The 12686-nt window shown below is 69.3% G+C and carries 9 protein-coding genes; 2 read left to right on the top strand and 7 right to left on the bottom strand.

Features of this window, described 5'->3' with window-relative positions:
* Nucleotides 1-4: 4 nt before the first annotated feature.
* The 6 genes from KYX17_RS21860 to KYX17_RS21835 form a co-directional block, all read right to left on the bottom strand.
* Complete coding sequence (locus KYX17_RS21860; protein ID WP_243229524.1) at nt 5-1486, bottom strand: hypothetical protein; 1482 nt, start codon at nt 1484-1486, stop codon at nt 5-7.
* Between the two features lie 15 nt (nt 1487-1501).
* Nucleotides 1502-2413 (bottom strand): 1,4-beta-xylanase, encoded by a 912-nt coding sequence (locus KYX17_RS21855; protein ID WP_243229889.1) that lies wholly within the window; start codon nt 2411-2413, stop codon nt 1502-1504.
* Between the two features lie 64 nt (nt 2414-2477).
* Nucleotides 2478-4937: a glycoside hydrolase family 2 protein gene (locus KYX17_RS21850; RefSeq protein WP_243229523.1), complete on the bottom strand. Its 2460-nt coding sequence runs from the start codon at nt 4935-4937 to the stop codon at nt 2478-2480.
* The gene (locus KYX17_RS21845; protein WP_243229522.1) at nt 4934-5839 is read right to left on the bottom strand and encodes a carbohydrate ABC transporter permease; all 906 of its coding nucleotides are present in this window, start codon (nt 5837-5839) and stop codon (nt 4934-4936) included. Before KYX17_RS21845 ends, KYX17_RS21850 begins: the two co-directional genes overlap by 4 nt.
* The gene (locus KYX17_RS21840; RefSeq protein WP_243229521.1) at nt 5836-6828 is read right to left on the bottom strand and encodes a carbohydrate ABC transporter permease; all 993 of its coding nucleotides are present in this window, start codon (nt 6826-6828) and stop codon (nt 5836-5838) included. The genes KYX17_RS21845 and KYX17_RS21840 overlap by 4 nt, the downstream gene beginning before the upstream one ends.
* Before the next feature lie 20 nt (nt 6829-6848).
* Nucleotides 6849-8171 (bottom strand): ABC transporter substrate-binding protein, encoded by a 1323-nt coding sequence (locus KYX17_RS21835; RefSeq protein ID WP_243229520.1) that lies wholly within the window; start codon nt 8169-8171, stop codon nt 6849-6851.
* A 219-nt stretch (nt 8172-8390) separates the two neighbouring features.
* Between KYX17_RS21835 and KYX17_RS21830 the strand changes: the two genes are divergently transcribed.
* Nucleotides 8391-9461: a LacI family DNA-binding transcriptional regulator gene (locus KYX17_RS21830; RefSeq protein WP_243229519.1), complete on the top strand. Its 1071-nt coding sequence runs from the start codon at nt 8391-8393 to the stop codon at nt 9459-9461.
* Entirely contained in the window at nt 9458-11599 is a 2142-nt protein-coding gene (locus KYX17_RS21825; protein ID WP_243229518.1) for an alpha-galactosidase, read from the top strand. Before KYX17_RS21830 ends, KYX17_RS21825 begins: the two co-directional genes overlap by 4 nt.
* Nucleotides 11600-11602: 3 nt before the next feature.
* On the opposite strand, the gene KYX17_RS21820 is transcribed toward KYX17_RS21825, so the two are convergent.
* Entirely contained in the window at nt 11603-12634 is a 1032-nt protein-coding gene (locus KYX17_RS21820) for a LacI family DNA-binding transcriptional regulator (RefSeq protein ID WP_243229517.1), read from the bottom strand.
* Between the last annotated feature and the right edge of the window lie 52 nt (nt 12635-12686).

The following is a 12686-nucleotide window of genomic DNA, read 5'->3' as shown; positions in this document are numbered from 1 at the left end:
CGGATCACTCCCAGACGACCGTCGGCGTCTCGGCCGCGAAGTCGACCTTGGGGGAGTCGAGGTAGCCGCCGAACCACACCTCGAAGTCGGCGCGCGTTCCGCCCTGCTCACCCTGAAGCGTCATCTCGACGTCGATGGTGTCGTAGCTCGTCACCACGGCTCCGGAGGACACCTCGGCCGTCATGCTGTCCAGCGTCGACTGGCCCTCCGCCGTGATCGTGCGCGTGACCGTCCCCTCCACCGGGGTGTACCCCGTCAGGTCGATGTCGGTGAGATCCATGCCGCACGGGGTGGCGAGCGTCTTCATCGCAACGCATTCCTCGACCGAGGCGCGCACGAGCGACCGGAACGTCGCGGTTCCCTCCTCTGTGAGGGTCGGACGCAGATCCCACAGCGGCTCGGCATCCGCGTCGCTGGCCACGACGAAGGTCGTCGTGTCGCCCTCGATCGCGAACTCCTCGACGCCGAGCGCCAGCTCGTAGGTGCCGGGGAAGACATACGCGCTCTCGGGCGCCTCGGCGCCGTTGACGGTCAGACCGAGCCCTTCGAAACCGTAGAACCCGGACAGCGCGATCAGCCCGTCCACGATCTGCCAGTCGTCATCGCCGTAGTTGTAGACCTGGAATTCCCGCGAGATCGTCTCTCCGCCGATCGTGAAGGTCACCGGCACGGTGGACTCGTACGAGTCGCCTTCCGTCTGCTCCTCGACCTCGATGTCATCGATCGCGCCGAGGGCGAGAGAGGCCTGCAGGACCTCATCCGTCAGCAGGCTGTCGTCGCCGTAGGTGTCGATGTGCTCGAGCGCGGCTTCGGCGTCTCCGTCCGCCAGCGCGGTCAGGTAGTCCTCGACGATGTCGGATGCTGTGACCGCCGGGCCCCGCAGCAGAGCGGGGACGATGATCGCCGCGGCGATGAGGAGGATCACGGCGACCGCGCCCCCGACGATGCCGAACACCGCCCCCTTGGACAGCCCCTTCTTCGGGGTGGGCGCGGCGGGATAGCCGGCGTACGGCGGGACACCAGCCGTGGCGTTCGGGTCGTACGCCGGGGCGTTCGGATCGTAGCCGGCGGTCGCGTACGGCGCCGCGCCGGGATATCCGGCCGGATACGCGGCCGAGGGGTCCGGCTGCGCGGAACCCGGGTACGGCTGGGCGCCGGGATACTGCGTGGCCGACGGGTCGGGCTGCGCGGAGCCCGGATAGACCGGCGCAGAGTCCGGATACGTCTGAGCGGGCGCTTCTGCGCCGTACGGCGTCGCGTCGGACGCCGCCGCGCCAGGAGCCGCCGTCGCCGGGACTTCCACGGCCGGAGCATCCGCCTCAGGATCTGAGGTACCGGGACCCGAAGCTTCCCCCGCGGACGGCTGCGCCGCAGCCGACGAGGTCACGGCATCGAATCCGTGGTCTCCGGTCCCCGGCGCTTCAGGCGTCTGGGGACCGGTCTCTGCCGGCGGGGTGGGCTGCGGGTTCTCCGGAGTCTCTGTCACGAGTTCATCGTAGGGCTAGTGGCCCGCCCTCGATGAGTACGCCTCCCGGAGGAAGTCCCCCGCCGGCTTGCCGTACGGACAGTAGTCGTCGTTCGCGTCCTCCGCCGCGTACAGCGTCGGCGGCCAGTCCCACAGCATGAACCCGCGCATCCACGGACGCGCGTCGCACGCCGCGAACATCGCCCGGTAGTAGCGCAGCTGCTCCGCGCCCGACGGCTCCCCTGGCAGGCTCCAGTCGTTCGGACGGTCCGGCGAGCCCGTCCGCGACGGGCACCCCGCCTCCATGAAGAAGAACGGCGTGCCGGATGCCTCCACCACCTTCTCGATGCGGTCGAGCTCGGCATCCCAGCGGTCGATCGGGTAGTAGCCGCTCGAGGTGATCGCGTCCACGGCATCCCACCACGTGACGTGGTCCTCCTGGTACTTGTCGCAGTTGTACGTGACGATCCCGCCGTAGACCTGGCGCACGGCGGCGATGAGTTTCCGCCACTCGGTCTCGCGCGAGTCCGCGCGCACCATCTCGCAGCCGACGCAGAGCATCTCGCATCCCTCGGCCTCGGCGATCCGGGCCGCATGCAGGATGAACTCCGTGTAGGCCGCGAACCAATCGGTCCAGCTCGGTTCGCCGGGCACATCCCAGTCGAAGAAGCCGATGTGCGCCCGCCACGTGCCGTCGGACACGTTCACGACGGGCTTCAGGCACACCTTCAGTCCGTGCGACTTGGCCTCGCGGATCGCCCACACGATCTCGTCGTCGGTCACGGTCGGCGCCTGGTCCCACGGCATCTCGGTCGACTGCGCGGTGGCCTGCTCCACGGCGTACGCGAGGGCGGTCCAGTTCACGCCGTGATCGACCATCGCCGCCATGGATCGGGATGCCGCGGCCGTCGCCCAGGTGCCGCGCACGCCCGTCCAGCCCCACGTCATCCCGGCGACGTATCCCTCGAGCACGCGGCCGGTGTGTTTCGACTCGCTCACGTCGTTCCCTCGCTCAACGCACGACCCCCGCGACCAGTTCGTTCGCGGTGCGCAGCACGCGAGACGAGGCGAGAGAAGCGGAGTCGATCGGCTGAGCGTGACGCACGAGCAGCGTCGCGGTCTCCCCCGGCAGCAGCGTGATCAGACCGTCCTCCGTGGAGGCATCCGGGTCCACCTTGTCGGGCTGCAGCGCCAGATCGCGCACCAGGTTCCTCGCCGTCACGCGCACCTCGGTTCCGCCGTCGGCCGCGACGGTCTCGACGGCGAGATCCGCGGCGGGCAGCTGCGAGTCGCGCGGCTCGGCGAAGAACCAGAACCCGCGGGCGTCCGTCGTGCTCGCCACGATCAGCTCGCTCGCGCCATCCTGCGCGGAAGAGACGTCGGAGGCGATCACGATCGCGGCGCCGCCCCGAGCGGATGCCGAGAACGACTCCGTCTGCTCGGCCAGCACCGTGCCGTCGAACCGCAGCCGGCGAACGACGATCTCGCCGGCCCAGTCCTCGGCGGTGTCGTTGCCGAGCACGGCCGTCAGGCCGTCCTCGCGCGGCTGGATCGTGACCACCCGCGGTGCGAAGGAGTGCTTGAGCGCGTGCCACAGCGGCTTCGGCCGTTCGTCGCCGTCGATCGCGGCCCAGCTCGTCACCGGCCAGCAGTCGTTCAGCTGCCACACCACCGCACCCGTGTTGTGCGGAGCGAGCGAGCGGAAATGGTCGAGGGCGAAGCGCACAGCGTTCGCCTGGTTCAGCTGCATCGCCCAGTGCCAGGTGTCGGTGTCGGTCGGCACACGGAAGTGCGGAAGCAATCCGCGCGTGAGCTTGACGTTGCCCTCCGCCGCCTTCTGGTGCACGATCATGCCGGGCGACTCCGGGGTCAGCGGCTCATCCGAGATCGCCCGGGTCATGGTCGACCACGCCGGCGGTCCCTGCCAGCCGAACTCGGCCACGAAGCGCGGGCGGTGGTCGCGATACGTCGTCCAGTCGCGACGGTTCCATTGCTCCCACAGGTGCACGCTGCCGTGCTCGTCCGCGCTCGGGTGCTGGCCACCGGGGCTGAACGGGCTCCCCGGCGTGTAGGGCACGTGCGGGGCGAGCTCGGCGACGAGCTCGGGGAACAGCTCGAAGTAGTAGAACGCCCCCCAGGTGCGCCCGTCCAGCTCCTGCTGCCAGCCCCAGTCGGCGTAGCCCATGAGGTTCTCGTTGTTGCCGGTCAACAGCACGAGGGACGGATGCGCCGACAGCCGCACGATCTGCTCTCTGGCCTCGGCCTCGACCTCGCTGCGGATCGGCTCCTCCTCGGGATAGGCAGCGCACGCGAAGAGGAAGTCCTGCCAGCTGAGCAGGCCGAGCTCGTCGCACAGCTCGAAGAAGTCCTCCGACTCGTACATGCCGCCGCCCCAGACGCGCACCAGATTGAGGTTCGCCGCCGCGGCCTGTCGCAGGCGCCGCTCGTAGCGAGCCCGGTCCACCCGCACGAACAGCGCGTCGTCGGGAATCCAGTTGACGCCTTTCACGTACACCGGCTGGTCGTTCACGATCAGGGTGAACGGGGTGCCCTCGGCATCCGGCTCCATGTCCCAGCGCACCGAGCGGAAGCCGACCCGGCGCTGCGTCTCGTCTCGCACGCCCTCGTCATCCGACAGGGTGAAGGATGCCGGGTACAGCGGCTGCTCGCCGTAGCCGATCGGCCACCACAGTTCGGCATCCGCGACCTCCACCTCGAGATCGGCGGCTCCTCCGGCGACCGTCGCGTTCGAGGTGCGTCCGGCGACCTCGACGTCGACGGTCAGGGGTGCGGTTTCGGCGGCATCCGCTCGTTCGACGAGGACGCGGGCCGTGAGCCTCCCCCCGGTCTCGGCAGGAAGCGCGGCAAGCCGCACCTCGGCGATGCGGGCGACCGACCAGGACTCCAGCCGGACCGGACGCCAGATGCCGCTCGTGGCCGTCGAGATCCCCCAGTCCCAGCCGAAGCTGCACGCCGACTTGCGGATCGCCTCGTACGGTGTCGGATAGGCGCGCGGGCGCGGCGCGAGCTGCTGGCTTTGCGCGTTCGCGTACCGCACCGGTGAGCGGAAGGCGACCTCGAGACGGTTCGTCCCCTCGACCAGCGCTTCGCGCACGTCCGCGCGGTACGAGCGGTGCTGATTGGCGGTGCTGAGGACGACGTGCCCGTTCAGCCGGACCGTGGCGACGGTGTCGAGCCCGTCGAACACCAGGTCGTGACGGGCGTGGCCGTCATCGGCCCATTCGAACGTCGTCTCATAGGTCCAGTCGACCAACCCGACCCAGGACAGGAGCGCCTCGTTGTCGTCGAGGTACGGGTCGGGGATCAGCGACGCGCCGAGCAGGTCGGTGTGCACGCAGCCCGGCACGGCCGCCGGGATCACGCGACCCTCGATGTGCTCCGGCGCGGGGCCGTGGGCGGCGCGGACGGTCCAGCCGGTGTGCAGGTCGGTGCGGACGGGGGTGAGGGTCACTTGACGGCTCCTGAGGTGAGGCCCTTGTAGATCCAGCGCTGAAGCAGCAGGAACGCGATGAGGGTGGGGATGATGACGAGGACGGTGCCGGCGGCGATGACCTCCCACTGAGCGCCGAACGGTCCCTTGAACCGGAACAGCGAGGTGGAGATCAGGCCCTCGGACGGGAGATAGAGGAAGGGCGTGTAGAACTCGTTGTAGACGGCGATCCCCTTGATGATGACGACGGTGGCGATGGCGGGTTTCAGCAGCGGCAGGACGATCCTCCAGTAGATCGTCCATCGATTTGCTCCATCGATCATCGCAGCCTCGTCCAGGGACACCGGGATCGACTGCATGAACTGGATGAACAGGTAGATCGCGATGATGTCGGTGCCCATGAACAGCAGGATCAGCGCAGCCTTGGTGTCGTAGAGTCCGAGGCCGTTGATGAGCTGGAACGTCGCGACCTGGCTCGTGACGCTCGGGATCAGCGTGGCGACGAGGAACAGGCCGAACACCAGCTTCTTCCCGCGGAAGTGGAACCGGTCCAGGGCGTACGCGGCCATCGTGCCGATGAAGATCGTTCCCGCCAGCGACACGACGAGCACGATCGCGGTGTTGACGAATCCCTCGAGCATGCGCCCGCTCGTGAAGGCCGTGACGAAGTTCTCGACGTTGAGCCAGTTCGCGGGCGGATCGAAGGGGCCGGTCTGCGCGTACTCCTGCGCGGTCTTGAGGCTCGCGAACAGGAGGACCGACAGCGGGAGCAGCGTGACGACCGCCGCGATCACGAGGCTGAGGTACTTCGCGGTCGTCGCGCTCACCCCGCGCAGCCGCTCGCCGAGCGAGCGCCCGCGGGTCGGGCGAGGAGGGGTGGTGCGCAACGGCATCGTGCGCACGGGTCCGGTGGCGCCGGTCATGTCAGATCCACCTTCTCGTCGGGGAACACTCGGCGCTGGATCCAGGTCACGACCAGCACGATGAGCAGGAGCACGACCGCCATCGCCGAGGCGAGGCCGACGTTGCGGAAGGTGAAGGCGGTCTGCAGCGTCTGGATCACGAAGGTCGCGGACCCGTTCGCGCCCCCGGTCATGATGAACGGGATCTCGAAGACGCTGAGGCTGCCCGAGATCGCCAGGATGAAGCTCAGTCCGATCACACGACGGATGCCCGGGAAGATGATCGCCCAGAACTGCTGCCAGCGGTTGGCACCGTCCAGATCGGCGGCCTCGTACAGCTCGTGCGGGATCGACTGGATCGCCCCGAGGAACAGGACGAAGTTCATCCCCGTGTAGCGCCACACCGACGTGCCTGCCAGGGACCAGTTCACGATGTCGGGGTCACCCAGCCACTGCGGCGGATCGACCACGCCGAACCATCCGAGCACCGTGTCGAGCGTCCCGCCGGGCTGGAACAGGTACAGGAAGACGAACCCGATCGCGACGCCGTTGATGAGGTACGGGAAGAACAGGATGCCGCGGAAGAGGTTCGAGAAGCGTGTGGAGAAGCTCAGCAGAGTCGCGAAGTACAGCGCGATGGCCATCTGGGCGAAGGACGCGAAGAAGTAGTACAGGCTGACGCCGAACACCGAGAACACCCGGGGGTCGGTGAACACCTCGACGTAGTTCTCGAGTCCGACGAAGTTCTTCTCGAGATCGATGCCGTCCCAGTCCGTGACGCTGAAGTAGAAGAGGTTCAGCGCGGGCCAGTAGGTGAACAGCAGCAGCAGTCCCAGCGCCGCGGCGAGGAAGAACCACGGGGTGAGCTTCTGCAGCGGGCCCTTGCCCGCCGTGCCGCCCCGGGGCGCGCCGGACCGGCGGGGGAACCCGCCGATTCGACGCGCCCGAGCGGGCGCCGAGAGGGCGGCCGGGGCATCCGCCGGTGCCGCACCTGGTGTCGCGATGGCCATGTCTGCGCCGCCCTCCGCCCTCAGCCCGCCAGCTTCTCGACCGAGGCGCCCCAGCGCTCGTTCAGTTCGGCGAAGTAGCTGTCCTTGTCGCCGTCGGCGGCGCCGCGCGCGACGTCGATGAGCTTCTGACGGTAGATCGGTCCGTACAGGTCGATCTGCGAGTCGCTGGAGACCTCGTTCAGCAGTCCCTCCTTGCCGGCGGGCGCCGCGTTGATCTCCATGAGTTTGACGCCGGCCGCCTCGAAGTCGGAGAGCGACTCCGGAAGGGGAGCGTCCTTGAGCGGCGAGACCATCCCCTGCGTCTCGGTGTACCCGGATTCGGCGACGACCCACTGGATCCACGCCCAGGCCGCGGCCTTCGACTCGGAGTGCCTGCTGACCGCGAGGTTGTAGTCGCCGCCGATCACGGCCAGCTGCGTGCCGTCGACGTTCGCGGGGAAGGCCATGAAGCCGATGTCGTCGGCGGAGGCGCCGTTGTCCTCGGCAGCCTGTTCGATCTGCGAGATGGCCCAGGATCCCAGCGGCATCGTCGCGATCTTGCCCGTGCCCAGGTCGACCTTGGACTGCTCCCAGTTCGTGGTGAGCGGGTCCTCCTCCGTGAGTCCCGCCGCGACCGTCTCGTAGAGCAGGCTGTCGATCGCGTACATGTCGGTGCCCTCCGTCCACGGCGCCGGGTCCTCGGCGAGCGTGATGGGTGCATCCGGATCGTTCGTGACGGCACCGAGGTTGCCGAAGCTCTGCGTGAGCGGCCAGCCGTCCTTGTAGTTCGTGTACATCGGGATGGCGTCGGTGTTGTCCTTCACCTTCTGCAGGGCGTCCAGCCACTCGCTCTCGCTGGTGGGCAGGTCGGTGACACCGGCCTCCTCGAAGACCTTCTTGTTGTAGACGACGCCGTTGGCGTTCCCGCCGAACGCGATGCCGTACTGCGTACCCTCGTAGCTCGCGGCCGGGAGGAACCGGTACGTGTCCTCGAAGTCCGCCGTCTCGCCGAGCGGCTCGAGGAACTGCTCGTACTGGTCGGGCTGGATCGCAGGGATGCCGATGACGTCGCCGTAGTTGTCGGTGCTCATGCGGGTGAGCATCTCGCCGGCGTAGTCCGTGATGCCCTCGAACGTGACGGTCACGTCCGGGTACTTCTCGGTGAACTCCTCCGCGTACGCCTCGAGCGTGCCGTCCTCGACGAGGTCGGTGCGCCAGGTGACGACCTTGATGTCGCCCTTGACCTCGCCGTCGATCGCGTTGTCCGCATCCGAGCCTCCGCCGCCGCTCGAGCACGAGGTGAGCAGGAGCGCCGTGGTCGCAGCGACTGCGACAAGGCCGGTCATTGCCTTGCGTGATGCCATGTGAATCTCCCTTGATGTCTGGCCGCCGACGAGCGCCGTCGGTGCGGATGTCAGCGTAGGACAGCGCACGTCGGATGTAAAGCGCTTTAGTCCAATTTTATCGAGTCGGGATACTCGACGAGGAAGGGAGATATCGCTTCTGAACAGGGAATTGACTGCGATCGGCTGGGAGCGCTCCCGCGTCCCGGACCGATGTCCGTCGTTGTCAGAACGCGATTCATGGCTACGATGGACCGCGATCTGCCCCTGACGAGAGCCCTTCCGATGACGCCCGTGCAGCCTCGAGCCACCCTGGACGATGTCGCGCGCCTGGCCGGGGTCAGCGCGAAGACCGTGTCGCGCGTGTTCAATCAGCCGGATCTGGTCGGCGCCGTCACGGCGCAGCGGGTGCAGGCCGCCGCCACACGCCTCCGATTCCGTCCGAACACGCTCGCCCAGGGGCTGCGCCGCGGCGGGGGCACGCACACGATCGGATTCGTGATGGGCGAGTTCGGCAACCCGTTCTACTACAAGCTCGCCTCGGGAATCGAGGCCGAGATCGCCCCGCACGGTCATCACCTTCTGCTGGCCACCACGGACGACAGCGCGGAGGGCGAGGCCCGCGTGGTCGACGCCGTGCTCGGACAGCGGGTCGGCGCCCTGATGATCATCCCCGTCGCCGAGGACCAGGCGTACCTGGAGGGAGAGCGACAGCTCGGCACACCCGTGATCTCGATCGACCGCGATGCCGTCAACGTCCTGGCCGATGCGGTCGTGCTGGAGAACCATCGGATCGTGCACGAGGCGACCACGCGACTGCTCGCGCGAGGACACCGCCGCATCGGATACGTCTGCAACCCTGCCGGCGTGTCGACCCAGGCGGATCGGATCGCCGGTTTCCGCGCCGCGATGGCCGAGGCGGGCATCGCGGACCCGTCCACGTGGTGCCGCCTGAGCGACGACCGCGACGAGACCCCCGAGGCCGCCGTGGGCGGGCTGCTGGATTCCACCGATGCGCCGACCGCGATCATCACCGGGAACAACCGGATGACGATCGGCGCGCTGCGCGCACTGCGCGCCCGCGGAGACGAGTCCACCGCCCTCATCGGCTTCGACGACTTCGACACCGCCGACGTGATCGGCGTCTCCGTGATCACCTACGACCCCATCGAGATGGGCCGGCGGGCCGGGCGGCTCGCCATCGAGCGGATGAGCGACCCCACGGGACCGCCGCGCCGCGTGGTCCTTCCCACCTGGATCGTCGAACGCGGCACGGGCGAACGCCGCCCCCGCGAGAGGAGAGCGACATGACGGCGCTGTTCCTGCTCGAGCGCGACGGCGTCGGCGTCCTCGTGGATGCCCGAGGCACCGGACTCCCCCGCGTGCTGCACTGGGGCGACGAGCTCGGCGCGCTGGACCAGGCCGACCTCGCCCGGGCCGCCGAGGGCCTCGACCGCCAGAGCGCGCCGGGCACCCTGGACGCCGCGGAGCAACTGACCGTCATGCCCGCCGAGGCGGACGGCTGGAGCGGACGTCCTGGCATGCAGCTGCGGCGCGAAGGACGACTGCACACCGCGCGCTGGACGCTCGACACCATCGAGGCGACGTCATCCGCCCTGGAGTTCGAGGCGCGGGATGCGTCGAGCGGGCTCGCGCTCACGCAGCGCATCGCACTGGTGCCCGGCGGGCTCGTGCTCGTCGACGCCGTCCTGCGCCACGACGGCGGAGCCGATGCCGCACCGGTCGAGGTCGAATGGCTCGAGGCGACGCTGCCCGTTCCCACGACCGCTTCGCACCTCACCACGTTCGACGGCCGCTGGAGTCGGGAGAAGCGCCCGGTCACGACCGAGTTCCCCGCCGGTTCCGTGGCACGTCAGTCGCGACGGGGGCGGCCGGGCCATGACGCAGCGACGATGCTCATCGCGTCCGAGGGAGAGCCGCGCTGGCGTTCCGGACGCGTCTGGGCATCCCACATCGCCTGGCCCAGCGACACGACGCATCGCACCGACCGCGTCACGGACAGCCTCACGCTGATCGGCGGGGGTGCGCTGCTGCGCCCCGGTGAGCTCGTCCTGGCGCCGGGCGAGACGTATGCCGCGCCGACCGTCGTCTTCTCCTACGCGGAAGACGGCCTCGACGCGATGTCGGCGCGTGTGCACGACTGGCTGCGCTCCCGTCCGCAGCATCCGCGTACGGACCGGCGGTTCACGTTGAACACCTGGGAGGCGGTGTACTTCGATCAGGATCCCGCTCGACTCATCGCCCTGGCCGAGCGCGCGGCGGAGATCGGCGTCGAGCGCTTCGTGCTCGACGACGGATGGTTCGCCGGGCGGAACGACGACACCACGAGTCTCGGCGACTGGATCGTCGACGCGCGCGCCTGGCCGGACGGGCTGGGCGTCCTCGCCGATCGCGTGCACGCGCTCGGCATGCAGTTCGGGCTGTGGTTCGAACCCGAGATGATCAGTCTCGACTCCGATCTGGCCCGCGCCCATCCGGAATGGCTGCTGCACGATCCGCGCCACCTCGATCACGACCCTTCGCTGAGCTGGCGCTCGCAGTACGTCCTCGACCTCGCGAACGCGGATGCCTGGACGCACATCCTCGAGCAGATGAGCGGGCTCGTCGCGGAGCTCGGGATCGACTACATCAAGTGGGATCACAATCGCGATCTCGTCGAGAGCGTGCACGACGGCATCCCCGGGACGCACGCGCAGACGACGGCCGTGCTGCGGCTCATCGCCGCGCTCAAGGAGCGCCATCCCGGGCTGGAGATCGAATCCTGCTCCAGCGGCGGGGCCCGCACGGATCTCGGCATCCTGCAGGTGACCGACCGCGTGTGGGCGAGCGATTCGAACGACCCCGTCGAGCGTCAGGACATCCAGCGCTGGACCGGACTGCTGCTGCCGCCGGAACTGGTGGGCGCGCACGTCGGCCCGACCGCGTCGCACAGTTCGGGCCGCGTGACGGACCTGTCGTACCGGATCGCGACGAGCCTGCTCGGCTGCGCCGGACTGGAATGGGACATCCTCGGCTGCGACGCGGACGAGACCGCGGCGCTCGCGCGCTTCACGGCCCTGTACCGGGAACTGCGTCCGATCGTGCACGGCGGCAGGGTCGTGCACCCGGATCTGCGCGATCCGGCCTGGCGCGTCACGGGCCATGTGACGCCGGATGCCGCCGCCGCCGTCTTCGTCGTCGCGACGATCGCGAGCGTCGCGGACGCCCGCGCCGAGCGTTTGCGCTTCCCCGGCCTCGATCCCGACCGCCGCTACCGCGTCCGCGTGCGGAACGAGATCGGCCGGACGAGAGCGGGCTGGATCCTGCCGTCCTGGATGCGCGGCGGCGAGATCACGCTGCCGGGGTCCGTGCTCGAGCGGGTGGGACTGCAGCTGCCGACGCTGTGGCCCGCGCAGGCCCTGGTGCTGCACCTGACGGCGGTGCGCTGACGGCTAGCGCGGCGCGGGTCCGGTGGACTCGCGCGGCTGGAGGACCGGCGTCGAATCCAGGTCGGCTTCAGGGGGCGCGCCGCCGACCACGTCGAACAGCCGCCTCGCCACGTGCGCACCGAAGTTCACCACGTCGTGGCTCAGCGAGGTCAGCCGCGGATAGGAATGCTGGCACAGCACGGAGTCGTCCCAGGCGACGATGGACAGGTCGTCCGGCACGCGGATGCCGAGCTGCGCGGCGACCCCGAGCGCGGCGACGGCCATGATGTCGTTGTCGTAGACGATCGCCGTGGGAGGCTCCGCCGCGGTCAGCACCGCTCCGGTGGCTTCGACGCCTTCCGCAGGGGTGAAGTCGGTGTGAACGACGGTGGGCTCGGCATCCTGCAGCCGCATCTCGTCGAGGAACGCGTCATCGCGAAGCCGGGTGTGCGCGAGCTCGGCCAGACCGGCCACTCGCGCGATGCGGCGATGACCGAGGTCGACGAGGTGACGCACGGCCGCCCTGGCCGCGGTCGCGTCGTCCGTGCCGACCGTCGTCATCCCTTCGGCGACGCTCGGGTCGCCGACCACGACAGCGGGCAGGCCCGGGGTCTTCGCGAGGTAGGCGATGCGCGGATCGTCGACGCGCACGTCGGTGACGATCACTCCGTCGACCCGGCGCGCCTTGTGCCATCCGCGCAGCGTCTCGAGCTCGCTCTGGATGTCCGGGACGACCTGCAGGAGCAGGCCGTGGTTGCGCAGCGACAGTTCGCTCTCGATCCCCGCGAGGAACTGCATGTAGAAGGACTCCACGCCGAGGTTGCGGGGGTCGCGCGCGAGCACGAGTCCGAATGTCGCGGTCTTGGCTCCCGCGAGCGAACGGGCGGCGCTCGCCGGCGCCCACCCGAGCTCGTCGGCGACCGCGAGGATGCGCGCCCGCGTGTCTGCGGACACGCCCTTGCGCCCGTTGAGCGCGAACGAGACCGCGCCGATCGACACCCCGGCGCGTGCCGCGATGTCCGCGATCGTCACCCGCCGGTCCGTGCCACTGCTCACTCCTGAACCCTACGCCCTCCCCCCGCTCGCCCCACCCCACTCCCGCTCCCGC

It is taken from the genome of Microbacterium sp. CIAB417 (genome assembly GCF_022788845.1).
Note: the sequence above shows the minus strand (reverse complement) of the source record. Positions and strands in the feature narration are given on the sequence as shown.

Excerpts from the sequence above, each read along its gene's own strand:
- KYX17_RS21855 (WP_243229889.1), bottom strand. The coding sequence starts at position 2,413 with ATGACGTGGGGCTGGACGGGCGTGCGCGGCACCTGGGCGACGGCCGCG.
- KYX17_RS21845 (WP_243229522.1), bottom strand. The coding sequence starts at position 5,839 with ATGACCGGCGCCACCGGACCCGTGCGCACGATGCCGTTGCGCACCACC.
- KYX17_RS21840 (WP_243229521.1), bottom strand. The coding sequence starts at position 6,828 with ATGGCCATCGCGACACCAGGTGCGGCACCGGCGGATGCCCCGGCCGCC.
- KYX17_RS21835 (WP_243229520.1), bottom strand. The coding sequence starts at position 8,171 with ATGGCATCACGCAAGGCAATGACCGGCCTTGTCGCAGTCGCTGCGACC.
- KYX17_RS21830 (WP_243229519.1), top strand. The coding sequence starts at position 8,391 with ATGGCTACGATGGACCGCGATCTGCCCCTGACGAGAGCCCTTCCGATG.
- KYX17_RS21825 (WP_243229518.1), top strand. The coding sequence starts at position 9,458 with ATGACGGCGCTGTTCCTGCTCGAGCGCGACGGCGTCGGCGTCCTCGTG.